Here is an 18,099-nt window from a genome sequence, read left to right as displayed (position 1 = left end):
TGCCGCATCACCCCAAACGACTTCAGCCAAGAACTTCTAAACGGCACTTTTTCCCTACGCTGCTTGCCGCAAGCTGGACCACCGTTCTTAAAGCCTCAATGGTCTTGCCGCTTCTACCGATCACTTTGCCCATGTCCTCAGGGGCCACGGACAATTCCAAGAGTACCGTGTCGCCGCTGCTTTTTTCTTCCAAGACCACCCTATCCGGATGATCCACCAAAGCTTTTGCAAGATAAGACACAAGTTCACGCATGTCTTCCCCACCTCAATGCCTTATGAAGACGTCTCGTTCAATTTTTCCAAAACAGATCGTACTTTATCCGCCGGTGTGCCGGCGCGATCCCGTCGATCGTCAATCTTGATCTGGGTCAGGACCCTTTGCACACCCCTGTGAAAACAGCTTTCATGCATCGCTCGAACGATTTCCAAGATCTTGTCCAAATCTCCATAGATGATGGTTCCCATGGCTGTCAATTCGTAAGAAAGGCCGCTGGCTCTTAAAATTTTGACCGCACCGGCCACTTCATCGCTGAGGCTCGTCTTGCCCGTCCCTAAAGGAACCACACTTACTTCCACAATCGCCATGTTTGCCCCCTTTTCAGCGCTCAAGCATCCACGTTTCCGGAAGCATCTTATCTAAATTAACCAAGGTCTTTAACAAATGCTCCCTGGTATGCGGTTCCACCGTCAAAAGAGGTTTTCGCCCCTTTTGGACAAGTGTTTCAAAAAGAAAGGTAAAATTGATGGTGCCCATGCCTACGGGCAGATGGGCGTCTCGAGTGCCGTCGTTGTCGTGCAAATGGATTTCCAGAAGCCGTCCGCTCAAAACGTCAAGCCATTCCCTCAGGCTCGTTCGCGAAAAGGCGTGTTGATGTCCCACATCCAAACAAAACCCCAAATACGGCGAATCCAGCCGAGAAAAAATTTCTTCGTGAACCGATGGATCCTCTTCCCACACATTCTCCAGACACAAACACACATGCTGCCGATGAGCTCTCTCCACCAGAGGCTCCCATAACGCCAGAGCTCTCTGAATCCAGCCGCTCTTCTGTTCGCGATGATGTCGAGGATCATACCCTGTATGGCAGACAATGTGGGCCGGGCCAATGAGAGCCGCCACATCGAAAATTTGATGCCATCGCAGAAGGCTCACCTGACGGATGAGGAAGTCACAACTTCCCGCACACAAATCCCAAAATGGTCCGTGCACCGTCAGTCGGCATCCCCAAGACTTCAGCAGGGCCACCGTCCCTTCTAAAGCTTTCCAGTCCAAACGGTCCAGATCTTCCCCCGTAAAACCCAGTTCCAGATGAAACCTCTCCTGTCGAATCACTTCCATAAACTTGGGCAACATGGCCCAAGGCATATTGACATGCACGTGTCGAACACTTCGCGGCGTCCTTAGGCCGAAAAACCCTCCCATGTTTTCCCTTTCCCTCGACGATCCCTAAACAAGTTCTTGTCACAGCCACGCAAAACATCTAAATGCGAAAGGGTAAGATTCAAGTTTCCCAAAGACTTTAATTCAACGCCAGGAGTTTTGACCATGAAGATTCAATCCTACAAGGACATTCCCGGAACCTTTTTCGACAACGAAGCGGCTCGAGGCGTCACCGGCCGCGTGCTCATCGGATCACGGGACGGCGCCCAACGTTTCTATATGCGCCTCTTTGAAATCAACCCCGGTGGACACACCCCTTTGCACAGCCATGACTGGGAACACGAAATTTTTGTCCATGAAGGGCACGGCTCGGCTTACAAAGAAGGACAGTGGGTCCCTATCACTCAGGGAGACGCCGTCTTTATCCCTCCCAATGAAACCCACCAAATTAAGAACACTTCCGATAAACCCTTGCGCATCCTTTGCCTCATTCCCGCAGGTCCCCCGGAACTCTAAGGCACCTGGGTGGTGTTTGCCCATTTTTAACTTTTGTTCACGTGCAAAACCTGGTAGCATGACGGTGCGCTTCTATTCGTGGCCGTCAAACCTCGTGATCTCGCGATCAAGCCTCAGAATCTCATGTCGCTCCGCCTTCTCAGCTGATGGCATGCGGATGGAAGGAACTGGTGGGCAACTGGGAATGGACCACATTGATTGGAAACGGAGGCTTTCATGAGTCGACTGCTTTGGCAACCCAGCGAAGAGCGCATCCGCAGCACGAACATGTATCACTTTATGCAATATGTGAACGAAAAACATAGCAAAACGTTTCGCTCCTACGACGATCTGTATCGCTGGTCCATTGAGGACATTCCCACCTTTTGGGCGACGCTGTGGGACTATGCAGGCTTTGTGGTCAGTCGCGGCTATGACGAGGTGGTGGACGATGTGAAGAAGCTTCCGGGAGCCCGATGGTTTGAAGGAGCCCAACTGAATTTTGCGGAAAACCTTTTGCGTTACCGCGATGACCGGATCGCTCTCAGTTTTAAAGGGGAAGGACGCCCCACAGTGCACACCACCTATGCGGAACTTTACGACCAGGTGGCCCGGTTGGCGGCTTCCCTGAAAGCCATGGGTATTCAGCCCGGGGATCGCGTTGCGGGGTTTGTGCCCAACATGACGGAGACGGTCGTCGCCATGTTGGCGGCAACGAGTCTGGGGGCCGTCTGGTCTTCATGTTCTCCTGATTTCGGAATCAAGGGGGTTTTGGATCGATTCGGTCAAATTCAACCTCGCGTCCTCTTCACCGCCGATGGGTACCAATACAACGGCAAGACCTTCGATTCCTTGGAACGTATCAATGAGATTTTGAAGGATCTTCCCACCATCGAAAAGGTGGTGATCATGCCCTATATGCATTCGGAACCCGATGCGGGCCGAGTCCGAAACGGTGTTCTTCTTCAGGATTTCATGGCCAAGGAATCGGGACTTACTCTGGATTTTCGCCAGGTTCCCGCCAATCATCCACTCTACATTATGTACTCCTCGGGCACCACAGGCGTTCCCAAATGCATCGTTCACGGCGCAGTCGGAACCCTCATTCAGCACTTCAAGGAACTCAAACTCCACACGGATCTCACTCGCGATGACACCATTTTTTACTTCACCACCTGCGGCTGGATGATGTGGAACTGGCTAGTGAGCTCCCTTATGCTGGGAGCCCGCGTGCTCCTTTATGACGGCTCTCCTTTCTATCCCGACCCTGGAGCCATGTGGCAGATGGCTCAAGACGAAAAAATCACCATCTTTGGAACCAGTGCCAAATATTTGGCGGCCGTCGAAAAAGCCGGTGTCAAACCGAAGGAATCCTACGACTTGACGCCGCTCAAGGCCGTTTTGTCCACAGGCTCCCCTTTGGCCATCGAGAGTTTTGAGTATGTGTATCGGGACATCAAATCGGATCTTTGTCTGTCGTCCATATCCGGCGGTACGGACATTATTTCGTGCTTTGCTTTAGGAAACCCCATGGGTCCGGTCTATGCCGGTGAATTGCAATGTCGGGGTCTGGGCATGAAGGTGGAAGCCTGGAACGAAGACGGAAAACCGGTCATCGGTGAAAAGGGTGAATTGGTATGCACGGCGGCAGCACCGTCCATGCCCATCTATTTCTGGAACGATCCCGACGGCCAAAAGTATCATGACGCCTACTTTTCCACTTTTCCGGGCGTTTGGCATCATGGAGACTTCATTGAAATTACGGAGCACGGCGGCGTCATCATTTACGGTCGTTCGGACGCCACCCTGAATCCCGGCGGGGTCCGCATTGGAACGGCCGAAATCTATCGTCAGGTGGAAACCATTCCGGAAGTTCTGGACAGCCTTGTGGTAGGCCAAGATTGGGACAATGATGTCCGTGTCATTTTGTTTGTAAAACTTCGAGACGGATGCACGCTGGACGAAGACCTCATCAACCGCATCAAAACGGCCATTCGCATCAATACGACACCGCGCCATGTGCCCGCAAAGATCATTGCCGTTCCGGACATTCCTTACACCATCAGCGGGAAAAAAGTGGAACTGGCGGTCCGCAAGGTCATTCACAACCAGGAAGTGAAAAACAAAGACGCTTTGGCCAACCCCGAAGCCCTTGAATACTACAAAAACCTTCCGGAACTGGCTTCCTGATCAGGACTCAGAGGGCCGGCTGAAAACCGGCCCTCCTCCTGGAGGTTTTTTATCTTTAAGGACTAACTGAGAATTCAACATGGGCTGCTCTAAGGAATCCCGTTTCAAGGTGATCGGGGCGAGGCGGCGCCTTCCCCTCCATTCAATCTATCATGAACTGGTCTGAAGAATTCTCAGGCGGGCTTTTAGGCGACGTTGTCTTTCCCGGCATCCTTGAGCATAGCCAGGGCTATGGCTTTTTCTTCTTGAAAACGGCCCAGAAGAGCTTCCCGTAAAGAACCCCAAAACGCTCGACCCATTCGGCCTCGATCCCCATACACCGACTGAATGAGGGCCGCTTCATTCACGGAACCTTCACGCCCTCCCTGACGGCCCAAAGCCCGAATAAACATGTCAGCAGCTCGTCCCGGCCCATGCTGCACGGCCGTGCTCCACAAAACTTCTTGAACCGCTCGCGAGGCCCTGTTCACATCAATTCCGGTGGCTTCCACAATGGCCAGCCGTGCAGGCTCGTAATGGGTCTCGCGAATAAAAGCCTGCTGAAGCGCTGCAAAACGCTGCGGGTTTTCTTTAGCGATGGCTTTCCAAACTTGAGGCATCCTCCCTTGCGTGCTTCCCGTATCGGCGGGTCCGGCCGCTCGAAGCCGCTTGGCCCATTGAGGCTCATGATCTTCCAGGAAATCGAGAAATCGCGCCATGGTTCCGGGCTTGGAAGCAATCTGGTAAATGCCGTAAGATGTTCCGCCTCCAGGATCATACCCGATGGCTTCCACCCCTGCTTTTCCGGATTCGAACCGAGCGGATAAAAAACCTAGATCGTCGTGACCTGAAGATGGCGGTGATTTTTGCGTTGCTGGGCCTTCTTGTAAGGTGGAAATATCTTGCGTTCCTAAAGACGAGACGCCTGCACGGGAAAACCGAATCCCCGCGGAACCAAGATCTTTCCAGGTAGGCGATCCCGATCCCAAAGCGGAAGCCTTGATGTATGCCGCCGTGATCATGGCCTGCAGACTGGATGGATCCGCATTCTGGAATTCCGTTCGCACACGTTCCAAGCCTCGTCCCTGAGTCGGCGCCTGCATGAGGCTCATTTCTTCGCTTGCAGGCTGACCGGTTCCTTGCTCACCTTGTTCCGCTTCTCGCAGAACATTTTCAAAAAGCCTCTGCCCCATGGATCGAGCCAATGTGGCAGCCTGCTCTGCCGAAACCGTCGACCCCGACGTCGGGCCGGGCATCGTCTTGCGAATGAAGGACACTCCCACGTGGTTTTCCTCCTGTGCGGCACCTTTTTCCACGGCTGCCGGGATCGGCCCTTGACCCGGCTTGACGGCACATCCTTGTGCTGACTCCGGAGATAGAGGCTTGCAAAATCTAAGCCGAAAAAGATGAGTTAAAAGGCGCAAAGAAGCTGGGACGTATCGTCAGAGTTTTGACGTTACCGTTGTCATAAAATGTCATGAAATGGTGCGCCCCAGGGCTTTAGCCAAAACCTGATCGATCACATCGGGATCTGCGATGTTCAAGGCCAGAGCCGCCTCTCGCACCGTGATTCCGTCTTCGTGGGCTTTTTGGGCCACTTGGGCCGCCCGATCGTAACCCACAAGCGGCACGAGATAGGTGGCCAGAGCCAGGCTCTGCTCCACCATGGCAGCACAACGTTCCCGGTCGGCTTGAAGCCCCACAAGACATTTTTCCACCAACACAAGGGCGCTTTGGGTGATCAGATGAATGGACTCTAGAAGGGTGTCGGCCAGGAGCGGCAGCATCATATGGAGTTCAAAAATTCCTGCTTGTCCGGCCAGAGTCAGCGTCGTGTCGTTTCCCATAACTCGAGCAGCGGCCTGAAGCACAGCCTCAAGAATCACGGGGTTGACTTTACCCGGCATCATGGAAGATCCCGGTTGGACGGCGGGTAGCTGGATTTCTCCTAGACCGCAGCGTGGCCCCGAAGCAAGCCAGCGCAGATCATTGGCAATTTTCCAAAGGCTCACGGCAACCGTCTTAAGAGTCCCTCCCGTTTCCACCACGGCATCCTGACTGCTTTGGGCCTCAAAATGGTTCTGAGCCTCTCGAAATACACAGCCTGTTTCGGCTTCAATGCGCTCCAGGACTTCCTGCACAAAACCCGACGGCACACCCACGCCGGTTCCTACTGCGGTGCCCCCGAGGGCCACCTCACATAGCCGAGCCTGCACGGAACGCAGCCTTTCCACCGCCAAAGACACTTGGCGAGCGTAACCGGAAAATTCCTGACCTAGGGTGACCGGCAAAGCATCCTGGAGGTGCGTGCGGCCGATCTTGAGAACGTCGGCAAAGGCTTTGGCTTTTTCCTGAAGCGCTCCTTCGAGACGAACCAAAGCCGGAATGGTCTTGTCCTGGAGAAGGCGCCAGGCTGCAATATGCAGAGCCGTCGGAATGACATCATTGCTGGACTGGGCCATATTGACGTGGTCGTTGGGATGAACAGGATGTTTCCCCCCTCGGCGCCCCGTAAGGATTTCATTGGCACGCCCGGCCAGCACTTCATTCATGTTCATGTTCGTAGACGTCCCGGAACCTGTCTGAAACACGTCTACGGGAAACTGATCCCAGTGTTTGCCTGCTCGAACTTCGCGAGCCGCTTGACAAATGGCGTCCGCCAAAACGGAATCGAGCCTGCCGTGAAGCGCATGGACCTCCGCGGCTTTTTCTTTGATCAGCGCTAAAGCCTCCAGAAAGGGCCTGGGCATCGAACGCCCGCTCATGGCAAAATTTTCAATCGCTCTTTGCGTCTGCGCCCCGTAGTAAGCCGTCTCCGGCACCCATACTTCACCCAAGGTGTCCCGTTCCAGTCTCAAATTCTCGTGTTTCATTCTTTCCCCCCTCCTTAAGCTTGCTCGAGGCTCGCTGTTCGTCGGGACAGTTTGTGAGAAAATTGGCCTGTAACCGAACCTAGCCCAACTTTGTCATTTTTTGGCGTACGTTATTGTTTTTGCTTAATTTGTGTTTTTTCTTTTCCGCCACGGATTTTTCAGTCAACGCTCATAACACTCCTGGGCGGGCGATTTGGCAGCCCAAGAGCGTTGTCAATCTCTCCATGGATGCGTTCTGGCTTCGACCTATGCCAAATGTGAATCCTCTGCCCTATTAAGGTCACAAGATCTCGATCGCTTCTTTCTTCCTTAGATGCCCCCCGCCGGGCTCCCTCAGCGCTGAGGTTATCATCAAAATAGGTAGTGGTTAGATCGTCAAGCATAAGCCATACTCCAAGGCGAAAAGCTTTCGTTCTTGCACTAGGAGAGCCCCTGCAACTTTTTTGCGAATTCGTAACAAAACCGGGTTAAAACTTTGATAATGGTTCGAGGTTGCAGAACCTGTTGGGCGTTGTAACAGCAAAGTCCCTTCCCACGAGCTCCATTCCTGGTCTGCGTGGAAAAATTGATGGTATGGGCGAGAGGTTTGTGGATCTGGGGACGGCGTTCCATCCTGGCAGGTTGAGAATGCCGCTGGACGCCCCCAAATAGAAGGTGTTGCGAGAGACACCCGCGTGGCTTGTCAACGACGATCCGTTGCTAGGAGACACCATGGAGGTTCCTGTGGCGTAGGGGCCGGATCCTCCCAACCCGTAGGGGGCATTGCGGCTTCGCCTTCATGCGCCCTACGTTTTGGGTGGCATGGCTGGCAACTGGTTGGGTGGCATGGGTGGCGCATTACGCTTCGCTTCATGCGCCCTACGGGGTATGGGGTTGAGTTTGATGATGGGGGATACTGTAGGGCGGATGAAGCGAAGCGAAATCCGCCACCACCCATGAACCCATCTGTAGGGCGGATGGAGCGAAGCGAAATCCGCCATCACTCGATCACCCACGCGCACCGGATGGAGCGAAATGAAATCCGCGGTCATACATACCGAAGCAGAATCGCACGTCATACGCCCGCCAAACACAACGAACCGGAATCCGCTGCCGCTTACCCTAAAAATCGCAGCGTCCCCATGATGGCTGCCATAAGCCCGAAACCCAAGCCAATGGTCCATTGAAGCTGGGTGAACCGCTTGTCCATAGCCTCAAAACGAGCATTGGTTTCACGTTGCATGGCTTCAAAACGGGCGTTGGTTTCACGCTGCATCGCTTCAAAACGCTTTTCCATGGCTTCAAAACGCTTATCGACAGCCTCAAACCGTACGATCATTTCACGCTGCAGCGACTCAAAGCGTTTATCCATGGCTTCAAAACGCTTTTCGATAGCTTCAAAGCGCTTCTCGGAAGCCTTAAAATGAACAATCTGGATCTCTTTCAGGGCCCGCAGCTCTTCCTCGACCCGAACCACCCTTTCCATCAGGGAAAGTTCCCGCGCGCGCTGTTCGTTTTCCTTGACAAACGCGGTAAGCCTTTCCGAGAGAAGCTCATCGAGCTTTTCTCGAAAAAGGTGTTCCACGCTTTGCGCGATCCAATCCTTCACTTCCCTTTCGCTCAGAGATGATCCGGCAAAGCTCATGCGCCCAGCTCCCTCTTTCGGCGTGTTTTTTTAGAACTTTAGCAGCCGTGCCTGCTCCTGACAAGATCGGCCGAAAGGCTGCGTCGCCACAGCGCCCAAAGCCCAACCCATAACCCGTAGGGCGGATGAAGGCGAAGCCGTAATCCGCCATCCTTAGAGGTTAAGTGTAATCTGCTATCATTAGGCGCAACGCCGTAATCCGCCATCCTTAGAGGCTAAGTGTAATCCGCCACCATCAAATACGAAGCATAATCCTCCAAAACCACTCCCCCACCACCCCCCAATCGGTACCCATTCACCTTGTGCCTTGACACCTAATACAATGAGCGTACGCTGAATCGACGGATTCGGATGGGGCGGTTGGGGTGGTGCTTCCTTGCGGTGGAAGTTGTATGGCGTATCTCGTATGGCGTGGTTGGTATGGTGTTTTTTGTATGGCGTGGTTGGTATGGCGTAATTTGTGGGGCGTAGTCTGTACGGCGTAGTTGGTATGGCGTAGTTTGTGTGGAGTGGTTTGTGCGGTGTATTTTGTATGGTGTATTTTGTACGGCGCATTTCGCTTCGCTCCATGCGCCCTACGCTCCATGCGCCCTACGGTTTAATAAGAGCCAGGTTGATGAACGATGCCGTTGTCGAAAGAAGGCCATTCCCTGTACCATTCACTGACGGTTTGGTTTTCAAAGAAGCTTTTGAGAAAAAGAATCGGTCAAGGCCTGGGCGCAGGACAAGCACGTTATTGCCTAAGCTTTGTCATGTTTTTTTTGGGTCACACGACGGGGGCTGCCATGGCTGGTCCACTCCTGGTCGATCCCTCCCTGAACATGGTCGAGGTGGAAAAGGCTTTGCGAGACCATCTTCATGTCCTTACCGTGGAAATTGGGGAGCGCAGTGTTTTGACCCCCAAGAATCACGCTCAAGCTGCGAGTTATATCGCCGACACATTGCGGGCACAGGGGCTTCATGTCCGCGAAGAACCTTACCCTTACGAAAACACCACCGTGGCCAACATTCTGGCCGAAACCGGCCCTGAAAAGCCTCGACGTCGCTACCTTGTGGGAGCCCATTACGACTCTCTAGCAAGAACCGTCGGCGCCGATGACAACGCCAGCGCCGTCGCTGTTCTTTTGGAAACCGCCCGGCTGGTGCAGGCTCTTCGTTGTTTCGATACAGCTCAGGCGAGTGTCCAGTTCGTAGCCTTTGCCTTGGAAGAACCCCCGGCGTATGGAACACGGTTTATGGGAAGCCGTATGCGGGCTAAAAATGCCAAAAAGGCCAGGGAACGTATCGACGGCATGATCTGCCTGGAAATGGTGGGCTACACCTGCCGAAAACCGGGTTGCCAGAGTTATCCTTTTCCGCTGGGTTTCAGGAATTATCCATCTACGGGGGATTTTATCGGCATTGTGGGCAATTTCGGCTCACGCAGTCTGATCCGTGCCATGGAACAATCGTTTAAGAAAAACCCAGACCTTCCTGTCATCACTCTGACGGTGCCTTTCAACGGCTGGCTCATTCCGTCCGTGCGCTTAAGCGATCACGCGCCTTTTTGGGACGCCGGCTACCCAGCCGTCATGGTCACCGATTCCGCTTTCTATCGTAATCCCTACTACCACACCATCCATGACACCATGGAAACTCTGGACTTTGGCTTTATGGCCCAATTGGTTCGCAGCTTGGTGGGTTTTTTGTGCGATTCCACTTTCTGAGAAATGGGCTGGTAGACATGGGAAAAAGGGCAGGGCCAAAACCTGCCCTTTCTCACAAGCTTTTTACATTTTAAAATAGAGATCGTAAGTGGTATTAGGGTTGCCTCCATAATTACCCGAACCGCAAATACTCCCCGTATTCCAAACACCATCGTCGTACTGCTCATCCAAACTCTGGCAGACCTCACTGGGAACATTGTCAAAACCGACCCAATGAGTTGCCACACCAGGAACGGCCGAATAGCCGATTTCTTTTGATGGCGGCCACATCGGTCCGTCCTCCCAGAAAACCACGCTTGAACTCCCTCATGCTCAAAAGCCTTGCCTATTCGAGCCGCACCCTTGGGGCCGGCCAACAAGGGGCCGAACGGCATAGTCATATCCATTGCCCTTGCCAGTGGGCGGCAGGCTGTGCTACCGTTCATAGCGTGCCTGGGTGGTGGAATAGGCAGACACAAGGGACTTAAAATCCCTTGGGACTTTGTGCCCGTGCGGGTTCGATTCCCGCCCCAGGCACCACATGGAAGGGGCTTTTTCAATATGTTCGACACGAAATGAGCAAGGGTCATAAAAAGGTCGCCTCTTTCACTGACTTAAGCTTTTCTCCATCCGTTGGAACAAGAGCAGATTCTGGGAGCGCCCACGTGACAGGAATGTGGTGGATCTTGATGGCCAGCGGTATTTTGGTGGGAATCGGCGCCGCCTTCACGGGACTCGGAGGCGGCTTTCTCATGGTTCCCCTGCTCCTCTATTTGGGCTATTCCGCCCAACGAGCCGTGGGAACATCCTTCATGGCCATTTTGGTGATTTCCATTTCGGCCCTCGTGGCCCACAATAAATTGGCCAATGTGGATTACCGAGCCGGTCTTTTGCTGGGAATCGGGGGTATTCTGGGCGCCCAGATCGGCGCCCGACTGGTGGAACATGTATCCACGGCCCATTTCAAGAAGATCTTTGCCGTCGTTCTCGTCGGCCTTGCCGCCTACCTGTTCTTCAAGAAATAGGGACCGAAGCCGACATGGAGGCAGAAGGTTCACCCCTGGAGTCGTTTGCGTAACACGTAAGGCAAAATGCCTCCGTGACGGAAGTATTCCACTTCAATCTCTGTTTCCAACCGTGCGGTCACAGCGAAGTTCACGATGGTGCCATCAGGTTTTACTGCCGTCACTTCAAGGCGTTTTCGAGGTGCCAGGCCGCTCACCCCTTTCACATGAAAAACCTCCGTGCCATCGAGTCCTAAGGATTCCCAGCTTTCTCCCTTCTCAAAAACCAGCGGCAAAACTCCCATACCGACAAGATTACTGCGATGAATCCTTTCAAAGGATTGGGCGATGACAGCACGAACGCCTAGAAGCGCCGTCCCCTTGGCGGCCCAGTCCCGAGAAGAACCGGTGCCGTATTCTTCTCCGGCCAGCACAAGGAGAGGTGTGCCTTCTTTGGCATAGGCCATAGCCGCATCGTAAACGAACATGAGGCGATCTTCGGGGAACTTGCGTGTCCAAGATCCTTCTCGGTCATCAACCAACCGGTTACGCAGTCGAATATTGCCGAAGGTGCCACGAATCATGACTTCATGATTGCCGCGGCGTGCTCCGTAGGAGTTGAAATCCGATGGATTCACTCCATGCTCCATGAGGTAGCGGCCTGCAGGGTAATCTTTTGGAATGGATCCTGCCGGAGAAATGTGATCCGTGGTGACCGATCGGCCCAAAAGCAGCAAAACCCGAGCCCCTTCAATGTCACGAAGCGGCTCGGGTTCCGGAGGCATGGCTTCAAAATAGGGCGGCTTTCGTATGTAGGTGGATTCGGGCTTCCAGACGAAGGTGGTCCCTTCCGCAACCTCGAGGTCTTTCCAGAGGGAATCCCCCTCATAAACGTTCGCATAGGCCTTTTGAAAAAACTTCTTCTTGACCGACCTTTCTATCCACCGGGCCACCTCTTCGCTCGTGGGCCATAATTCTTCCAGATAAACCGGATCTCCGTTGGGGTCCAGAGCGAGCGGTTCACGCGCCATATCCACATCGATGCGCCCTGCCAAGGCGTAGGCCACCACAAGGATGGGGGATGCCAGGTAATTGGAACGAACACGCGGGTGAACGCGGGCCTCAAAGTTTCTGTTCCCTGAAAGCACTGCAGCCACGTTAAGCCCATGTTCCTCGATGACCTTTTCCACGGCTGGAGGCAGTGGCCCGCTGTTTCCGATACAGGTAGTGCAGCCGAAACCCACACAGTGAAACCCAAGGGCTTCCAAAAAGGGCAAAAGACCGGCATCGGCCAGGTAATCCATAACAACGGTGCTTCCCGGTGCAAGGGATGTTTTCACATGAGGTGGAACGGTCAGACCTCGACGCACGGCGTTTCGAGCCAGCAGTCCCGCTCCCATCATGACCGTTGGATTCGATGTATTGGTGCAGGACGTGATCGCCGCGATGACCACACTGCCATCTCCGATGTGAGAAAGCCGACCGTGAATGTCCACAGGGAAAAAACGTTGCCCTAGTGGCACACAGGCTTTCAATTTTTCCGTTCGACATCCGGATTCTTGCATGAAAACGGACTTCTGCGTCTTAGGTACGGTGGCATCGTAGCGACAGCCCAGGACATCCGCAAATTTTTCTTTCATGCGGCAGAGAGGAATGCGGTCTTGAGGCCTAGCCGGGCCGGCAAGGGATGGCTCCACTGTCGCCATGTCCAACTCGAGAACGTCTGTATAGCGGGGATCACGATCAGAGTCCGCAAAAAGGTGGAGCGCTCGAGCCCCGATTTCCACCAGGGTCGCTTGGGTTTCTCTGCCGGTGGACCGAAGGTATGCCACAGTAACAGCATCGACCGGGAAAAATCCCACCGTGGCACCATATTCAGGAGCCATGTTGGCCACTGTGGCTCGATCCGGTAACGAAAGATGCCCAAGCCCCGGACCAAAAAATTCCACAAATTTTTCCACAACGTTGTAGCCACGAAGCCGTTCTGTGACGTGAAGCACCAGGTCGGTCGCTGTCACTCCAGGACGAAGACGCCCCACGAGTCGCACGCCGATGACTTCCGGAAGGGTCATCCAGTAAGGTTGTCCCAGCATGACCGCTTCCGCCTCGATGCCTCCAACGCCCCAGCCCAGGACACCGATCCCGTTGATCATGGTGGTGTGAGAATCCGTTCCCACCACAGTGTCCGGATAAGCCCATGGTATGTGGCGGGAAGTAGAGGAGTCGGCGATGATCACTTGAGAGAGGTATTCCAGGTTCACCTGGTGACAGATTCCGGATCGAGGCGGGACCACCTTTAGAGTGTCAAAGGTTTTTTGAGCCCACTTCAAGAGTTCGTAACGTTCTCGGTTTCGTTCATACTCCTTGGCCGTGTTGATCTGGAGGGCTCTTTCAGTGCCGTAAGCATCCACCTGTATTGAATGATCGATCACCAAGTCCACAGGGACCAAGGGATTGATAACGCGAGGATCACCACCCAAAGCCTTCATGGCATCCCGCATGGCCGCCAGATCCACGACGGCCGGGACACCGGTAAAATCCTGCATGAGCACCCTTGCCGGATAAAAAGCCACTTCCGCGGAACCATTTGGTGAAGAACCCCATCGGGCCACATTTTCCAGGTCAGAATCCTTGACGGTCATCTGGTCCAGTTTCCTCGCCACGTTTTCCAGTAGGATTCGAATAGAGAAAGGAAGTCCCTGCAGATCCACGCCGAAATGTCGCGCCAGGACGTCGAGATCCACAACTTGAAAAGTTCGGCCTAAGACATTGATCGTTTTCGTCCAGTTTGCCGCGTTCATGAACACAAACCATCCTTTCTGCAATTGTGGGTTCCTGGAAGCCTGTCTAAGAAAGTCCAACGATCATTGCGTCGATTGCCCTTTCAAGGCAGGGGCGAGGCGCCGCCTTCTCCTGACAAACCTGAAACCGGCTTTGTTCCCAAGAGCGACGGGGCCACCCTCCGAAGAAGCGGACCTGAAGCTCACACACCGAAAAAAGTCATGGATCGTCCTCTGTGTCCGACAGATTTTCAGCTTCCAAGGGACCGTGTCCTCACGATCCGCCTGTGCGTTGGAGCGTGATCCGTATTCTGAAGACAGTTTCTTTTCACGCTGATAGATCGTTCTTCTGCCGCACCGGGCCGGCAAATCGCAAATGGATTCCGTCCGGACCCTCAATAACAAAATCCCTCAGCTGATAATACCGATCGCCCGGCGGCATCACCACGGTATACCCTAGGGCCTGAGCCTTATGGTAATACGCATCCACATCGGGCACCATCACCCGGAGGTTTCCCACAGGAGTCGGCGGCTCGGTCACATCAGGCCGCTCAACCAGAAACAACAGAGAATCCTCCCAACGTAGTTCCACAAAAGGGCCGTCCCGGCGGCTCAACTGAAAACCAAAATCCAAGAAAAACTTCAACGAGGTTTCCAAATTCCTCACATAAATGGCAAGCACCAGTTGTTCTCCCGGGGATACCATGTGTCCCATGCCTCGATCCCTCCCTATTTCGATTCGCCGAGATTCCTATCTCAAAAGGGTTGACGAAAAACCAACTTCACCTCTTCTTTTCGGTCTCGTTTCGGTTTAATTTAAACCTTAAACAACCCAAAACAACGGCATGCCTTGGAGACGAACCCATGGGCCGAAAACCTGATCCCCTGCTGCAGGATTTCTTGGATGGATCTGTCACCATGCCCGACATCGCCTGGGACACGGTCCCTCTCTCCGTTAACCCCCACATGGTCTGGAACGCTTTTGATGAAAACATCGAAGGCTGGGTTCCGGTATGGTACCCGGTTCGGGATCCATTGACCGGACGCTGCTTCAGCGAGTATGAAAGAGCCCATTATTTTCACGAGCACCTTGTGCAAACCTTGATTTCCATGCACCGGTGGCCTCTGTGGGGTTCTCGCCGAGCCAAGAAACACGCCGTAGGTATTGCCCTTTTACAGATGTATTGTGAAGTAGGTCATCAGGAATGCGCTCTTTGACGTGCCACAGTCTTTATACGGAATGACACCTAAGAACAATACGAAAATGACCGTCATTTCGACCGCTGCAGACTTGCCGCACGGGAGCGACAATTTTACTATACGAAAGGTTCGCAATACACCAATGTGAGACATGGCCCTGAAGCAAAAAATTGGAGGAGGTCGTGATGGAGAGCAAGGAAAAACGTCGAGAGAAAGTGATTGAAGTCCTCAACAAGGCCCGTTCTATGGAACTTTTGGCTATTCATCAGTACATGAACCAGCATTACAACCTGGACAACATGGACTACGGTGAGCTCGCTGCAAAAATGAAACTCATTGCCATCGATGAAATGCGCCATGCTGAAATGTTCGCCGAACGTGTCAAGGAACTGGGAGGAGAACCCGTAACAGGCCATGACGGCCAGGTGATCAAAGGCCAAGATGTGCGAGAGATTTTTCCGTTTGACGCCAATCTGGAAGACGACACCATTGACGCCTACAATCAATTCCGGCTGATATGCCAGGAAAACGGCGATGCCATCAGTATGAAACTTTTTGAAGACATCATCAAAGAGGAACAGATTCACTACAACTATTTTGACAATGTGGACGGCCACATCAAAAAATTGGGCGACACCTTCCTTGCGAAGATTGCAGGAACTCCGTCGGAAACGGGTCTGCCACCTCGAGGGTTTGCCGTGGGAACCGGCACTGAAGCTTAACTCCCGCGCATGTCCTTAGCCCATAGGACAGGGATGATGGAACCCGAGGGTTCAAGGGGCGGACACGTCGGTCCGCCCCCATCCATGCCCTCAGTCTTGCTCTTTTCGATTTTTTTCCTCCTGGGCAGCCGTCTCCTTGTAGCGGCACCAATCCTGATAAAGAATATGTCCCATTCCCCACTGCACATCTTCCGGGCGGGCAAAATTGGAGCACGCACAATGGATATCTTCAGGTTCGCACAGCCTATACCAAGCGCAATCCAGGCAGGTGTTCATCACGCGTCACGTCCCGTCTCGATGAAGTGGCACATCGTTCGGACCTCTTTTATGGGTCCTTCAAGGAAATCGACAGGACACAAAAAAACCTAAAGGTTTTTTTTCTCATCTCACACCCGGCCGGAACCAGATGCGCTCGGCCTGGCGCTTGACTATGTTCATGAACTTTGCAGATCCTGTAGATAGCCTCGAATCATCGCGTGAGCTCCGTCCGGTGCCGCCAGAAGAGGACCATCCACACGCCTGGCTTCGAAATATTCATTGAGATGGAGCGGTCTTCCGTCCAGAAACTGAAGGTTGCCCCCTGCAGCCTGCAGAATGATTTGAGCCGCCGCAAGATCTTGGTATGAGACGCTGCGCAGCAGAGCCCCTTCGGCACGTCCCATGGCCACATAGCTGATGTGAGCCGCCGTGCATCCCAGGTTTCGAATCTTTCCCGGAAAATTCGACCGGAAATGTTCATGCATGCGCGAATAGGTAAAAAGGAGACTCTCGTTGTTGACTTCACCCGTTGGAGCGATGCTGATGGGCATGTCGTTGAGATACGCACCCCGGTCAGGTTCTGCGTAAAAGCATTCACCTGTGACAGGCAAGTGAAATATCCCGAGAATGGGCCAGAAATTTTCAAACAGGGCCAGGGAAGTGCCCCAAAGGGGAATACCGGCTTGGAAATTGGCTACACCGTCCAGAGCGTCATAGACCCAGAGGTACCCTTTATGACCATGCACGTAGTCCTTGCGGGGCGGGGCATCACCAAAAAGCTCATGTTCAGGAAAACGCGTGCGTAGTTTGTCATGAAAAAAACCAACAAGATGCAGTTCCGCTTCCGTAACCAAGTCTTCGTCGAATTTTATATCCCTTCGGCCCTTACCGTAAAAGCGAAGCGCCTCCAGGCCTGCCTGCCGAATAACTTCCAGAGCGAATTCGCGAAGTTCCTCCATGCCGGCGCCCTCATGACTCATATCGCTCCTCCCTTCTGACAGTCTTCCCATTTCTATCCTTTTTTCTAATCCTTGTCCCATGGACCATAAAAGGTTAACGATTCCTTGTCAAAGATTCACAAATCCTCGGTTGCTATTTTGTCTCTGTCTGGAAGAGCTCGGGGGCATGGCGTGTCGTAGCCTTACGTCTGCAATCGGGAGTTTTATCTGGGAGCGCGGGCGTCTTCCCCATAATGGAGAAGCTGCGGCGTGATTCGCCGGAGTCGTTTGCAACCCATCGGCGGATGTGCTATGAACACATTCACTTGAAAAAAGGAATAATTAGAGGTTTTTTTGAAGGCATGAGTCATCCTTATCAGGATCATTACTTTCATCGAGCCAAGAAAGAGCAGTACCTTGCGCGTGCCGTCTACAAGTTGCAGGAGATTCAAGCGAAGCATCGTCTGGTACGTGCCGGGGATCGCGTCTTGGACCTGGGCGCGGCGCCGGGTTCTTGGATGCAGCTCACCAGTCGCCTTGTGGGACCAAAAGGCTTGGTGGTGGGCATCGATCTTCAACCCATCTCCCACCCTTTTCCCGACCATGTCGTGACCTTGCAGCAGGACATTTTTGATGAAGCCGCCATCAACGACGTGCTTCATCGATACAGCCCTTTCGATGTGGTGTTGAGTGATATGGCACCCAAGACTTCCGGCATCAAATCCGCGGATGCGGCTCGATCGGAGCTGCTCTTTGAAAGGGCCTTGCATCTTGCCTGCAAGTCCTTGCGCCCTGGGGGACATTTCCTTGCCAAGATTTTTCAAGGGGAAGAATTTCATCTTTTGCTTTTGAAAGCCAAGAGGCTTTTTCGGCGGGTCAAAGTGGTCAAGCCGGATGCCTCACGGAAACAGAGTCGTGAAATCTATATTCTTGCCATGGAGTTCAAGGGGACAAACGGTTGAACGGAGGA

18 protein-coding genes and 1 tRNA gene are annotated in these 18,099 nt (G+C 53.4%); 8 read left to right on the top strand and 11 right to left on the bottom strand.

Features of this window, described 5'->3' with window-relative positions:
• Positions 1–22 precede the first annotated feature (22 nt).
• From WHS46_01575 to WHS46_01565, 3 genes are read right to left on the bottom strand one after another with little or no spacing between them, the layout of a single operon-like run.
• A complete protein-coding gene (locus WHS46_01575; GenBank protein MEJ5347365.1) occupies positions 23–253 on the bottom strand; it encodes a KH domain-containing protein in 231 nt (76 codons plus the stop codon).
• A gap of 20 nt (positions 254–273) precedes the next feature.
• Positions 274–585, bottom strand: coding sequence for an MTH1187 family thiamine-binding protein (locus WHS46_01570; protein ID MEJ5347364.1), 312 nt, complete (start codon positions 583–585; stop codon positions 274–276).
• A 13-nt stretch (positions 586–598) separates the two neighbouring features.
• A complete protein-coding gene (locus tag WHS46_01565) occupies positions 599–1,423 on the bottom strand; it encodes a sugar phosphate isomerase/epimerase family protein (GenBank protein ID MEJ5347363.1) in 825 nt (274 codons plus the stop codon).
• Positions 1,424–1,546: 123 nt separating this feature from the next.
• Here WHS46_01565 and WHS46_01560 point away from each other — a divergent pair, with 123 nt between their 5' ends.
• Together WHS46_01560 and WHS46_01555 are read left to right on the top strand one after the other, a co-directional pair.
• Positions 1,547–1,897 carry a cupin domain-containing protein gene (locus WHS46_01560; GenBank protein ID MEJ5347362.1) on the top strand — a complete coding sequence of 117 codons (351 nt, stop codon included), beginning with the start codon at positions 1,547–1,549 and terminating at the stop codon, positions 1,895–1,897.
• Positions 1,898–2,113: 216 nt separating this feature from the next.
• Entirely contained in the window at positions 2,114–4,066 is a 1,953-nt protein-coding gene (locus WHS46_01555) for an acetoacetate--CoA ligase (protein ID MEJ5347361.1), read from the top strand.
• A 185-nt stretch (positions 4,067–4,251) separates the two neighbouring features.
• On the opposite strand, the gene WHS46_01550 is transcribed toward WHS46_01555, so the two are convergent.
• The 3 genes from WHS46_01550 to WHS46_01540 all read right to left on the bottom strand — a co-directional run bounded on the left by WHS46_01550 (position 4,252) and on the right by WHS46_01540 (position 8,542).
• Entirely contained in the window at positions 4,252–5,328 is a 1,077-nt protein-coding gene (locus WHS46_01550; GenBank protein ID MEJ5347360.1) for a hypothetical protein, read from the bottom strand.
• A 192-nt stretch (positions 5,329–5,520) separates the two neighbouring features.
• Positions 5,521–6,918, bottom strand: a complete 1,398-nt coding sequence (locus WHS46_01545; protein MEJ5347359.1) for a class II fumarate hydratase — start codon at positions 6,916–6,918, stop codon at positions 5,521–5,523.
• 1,096 nt (positions 6,919–8,014) lie between these two features.
• On the bottom strand, positions 8,015–8,542 hold the full coding sequence (locus WHS46_01540) for a hypothetical protein (protein MEJ5347358.1): 528 nt from the start codon (positions 8,540–8,542) through the stop codon (positions 8,015–8,017).
• Between the two features lie 785 nt (positions 8,543–9,327).
• Between WHS46_01540 and WHS46_01535 the strand changes: the two genes are divergently transcribed.
• Entirely contained in the window at positions 9,328–10,248 is a 921-nt protein-coding gene (locus WHS46_01535) for a M28 family peptidase (GenBank protein MEJ5347357.1), read from the top strand.
• A 63-nt stretch (positions 10,249–10,311) separates the two neighbouring features.
• On the opposite strand, the gene WHS46_01530 is transcribed toward WHS46_01535, so the two are convergent.
• Entirely contained in the window at positions 10,312–10,542 is a 231-nt protein-coding gene (locus WHS46_01530) for a hypothetical protein (GenBank protein MEJ5347356.1), read from the bottom strand.
• 136 nt (positions 10,543–10,678) lie between these two features.
• Here WHS46_01530 and WHS46_01525 point away from each other — a divergent pair.
• A tRNA-Leu gene (locus WHS46_01525) sits at positions 10,679–10,767 on the top strand.
• A 134-nt stretch (positions 10,768–10,901) separates the two neighbouring features.
• On the top strand, positions 10,902–11,252 hold the full coding sequence (locus WHS46_01520; GenBank protein MEJ5347355.1) for a sulfite exporter TauE/SafE family protein: 351 nt from the start codon (positions 10,902–10,904) through the stop codon (positions 11,250–11,252).
• Between the two features lie 29 nt (positions 11,253–11,281).
• Here the strand turns inward: WHS46_01520 and acnA are convergent, their stop codons facing one another.
• Positions 11,282–14,032 carry an aconitate hydratase AcnA gene (gene acnA / locus WHS46_01515; protein ID MEJ5347354.1) on the bottom strand — a complete coding sequence of 917 codons (2,751 nt, stop codon included), beginning with the start codon at positions 14,030–14,032 and terminating at the stop codon, positions 11,282–11,284.
• 307 nt (positions 14,033–14,339) lie between these two features.
• Positions 14,340–14,726: a VOC family protein gene (locus WHS46_01510; protein MEJ5347353.1), complete on the bottom strand. Its 387-nt coding sequence runs from the start codon at positions 14,724–14,726 to the stop codon at positions 14,340–14,342.
• Positions 14,727–14,875: 149 nt separating this feature from the next.
• On the opposite strand from WHS46_01510, the gene WHS46_01505 reads away from it, so the two are divergent.
• Complete coding sequence (locus WHS46_01505) at positions 14,876–15,229, top strand: hypothetical protein (GenBank protein MEJ5347352.1); 354 nt, start codon at positions 14,876–14,878, stop codon at positions 15,227–15,229.
• 167 nt (positions 15,230–15,396) lie between these two features.
• Positions 15,397–15,933: a bacterioferritin gene (locus WHS46_01500; protein MEJ5347351.1), complete on the top strand. Its 537-nt coding sequence runs from the start codon at positions 15,397–15,399 to the stop codon at positions 15,931–15,933.
• A 90-nt stretch (positions 15,934–16,023) separates the two neighbouring features.
• Here the strand turns inward: WHS46_01500 and WHS46_01495 are convergent, their stop codons facing one another.
• Both WHS46_01495 and WHS46_01490 read right to left on the bottom strand, forming a co-directional pair.
• Positions 16,024–16,212, bottom strand: coding sequence for a hypothetical protein (locus tag WHS46_01495; protein MEJ5347350.1), 189 nt, complete (start codon positions 16,210–16,212; stop codon positions 16,024–16,026).
• A 155-nt stretch (positions 16,213–16,367) separates the two neighbouring features.
• Positions 16,368–17,171, bottom strand: coding sequence for an inositol monophosphatase family protein (locus tag WHS46_01490; protein ID MEJ5347349.1), 804 nt, complete (start codon positions 17,169–17,171; stop codon positions 16,368–16,370).
• 320 nt (positions 17,172–17,491) lie between these two features.
• Here WHS46_01490 and WHS46_01485 point away from each other — a divergent pair, with 320 nt between their 5' ends.
• On the top strand, positions 17,492–18,091 hold the full coding sequence (locus WHS46_01485) for an RlmE family RNA methyltransferase (GenBank protein ID MEJ5347348.1): 600 nt from the start codon (positions 17,492–17,494) through the stop codon (positions 18,089–18,091).
• Positions 18,092–18,099 lie beyond the last annotated feature (8 nt).

Origin of the sequence: Desulfosoma sp. (assembly GCA_037481875.1) — a bacterium.
Lineage (GTDB): Bacteria > Desulfobacterota > Syntrophobacteria > Syntrophobacterales > DSM-9756 > Desulfosoma.
The sequence above is the reverse complement of the archived record's forward strand: the minus strand, read 5'-3'. Positions and strand labels throughout refer to the sequence as shown.

Coding starts and splice junctions, on each gene's coding strand:
- WHS46_01575 (MEJ5347365.1), bottom strand. CDS start 253: ATGCGTGAACTTGTGTCTTATCTTGCAAAAGCTTTGGTGGATCATCCG.
- WHS46_01570 (MEJ5347364.1), bottom strand. CDS start 585: ATGGCGATTGTGGAAGTAAGTGTGGTTCCTTTAGGGACGGGCAAGACG.
- WHS46_01565 (MEJ5347363.1), bottom strand. CDS start 1,423: ATGGGAGGGTTTTTCGGCCTAAGGACGCCGCGAAGTGTTCGACACGTG.
- WHS46_01560 (MEJ5347362.1), top strand. CDS start 1,547: ATGAAGATTCAATCCTACAAGGACATTCCCGGAACCTTTTTCGACAAC.
- WHS46_01555 (MEJ5347361.1), top strand. CDS start 2,114: ATGAGTCGACTGCTTTGGCAACCCAGCGAAGAGCGCATCCGCAGCACG.
- WHS46_01545 (MEJ5347359.1), bottom strand. CDS start 6,918: ATGAAACACGAGAATTTGAGACTGGAACGGGACACCTTGGGTGAAGTA.
- WHS46_01540 (MEJ5347358.1), bottom strand. CDS start 8,542: ATGAGCTTTGCCGGATCATCTCTGAGCGAAAGGGAAGTGAAGGATTGG.
- WHS46_01535 (MEJ5347357.1), top strand. CDS start 9,328: ATGGCTGGTCCACTCCTGGTCGATCCCTCCCTGAACATGGTCGAGGTG.
- WHS46_01520 (MEJ5347355.1), top strand. CDS start 10,902: ATGTGGTGGATCTTGATGGCCAGCGGTATTTTGGTGGGAATCGGCGCC.
- acnA (MEJ5347354.1), bottom strand. CDS start 14,032: ATGAACGCGGCAAACTGGACGAAAACGATCAATGTCTTAGGCCGAACT.
- WHS46_01510 (MEJ5347353.1), bottom strand. CDS start 14,726: ATGGGACACATGGTATCCCCGGGAGAACAACTGGTGCTTGCCATTTAT.
- WHS46_01505 (MEJ5347352.1), top strand. CDS start 14,876: ATGGGCCGAAAACCTGATCCCCTGCTGCAGGATTTCTTGGATGGATCT.
- WHS46_01500 (MEJ5347351.1), top strand. CDS start 15,397: ATGGAGAGCAAGGAAAAACGTCGAGAGAAAGTGATTGAAGTCCTCAAC.
- WHS46_01490 (MEJ5347349.1), bottom strand. CDS start 17,171: ATGAGTCATGAGGGCGCCGGCATGGAGGAACTTCGCGAATTCGCTCTG.
- WHS46_01485 (MEJ5347348.1), top strand. CDS start 17,492: ATGAGTCATCCTTATCAGGATCATTACTTTCATCGAGCCAAGAAAGAG.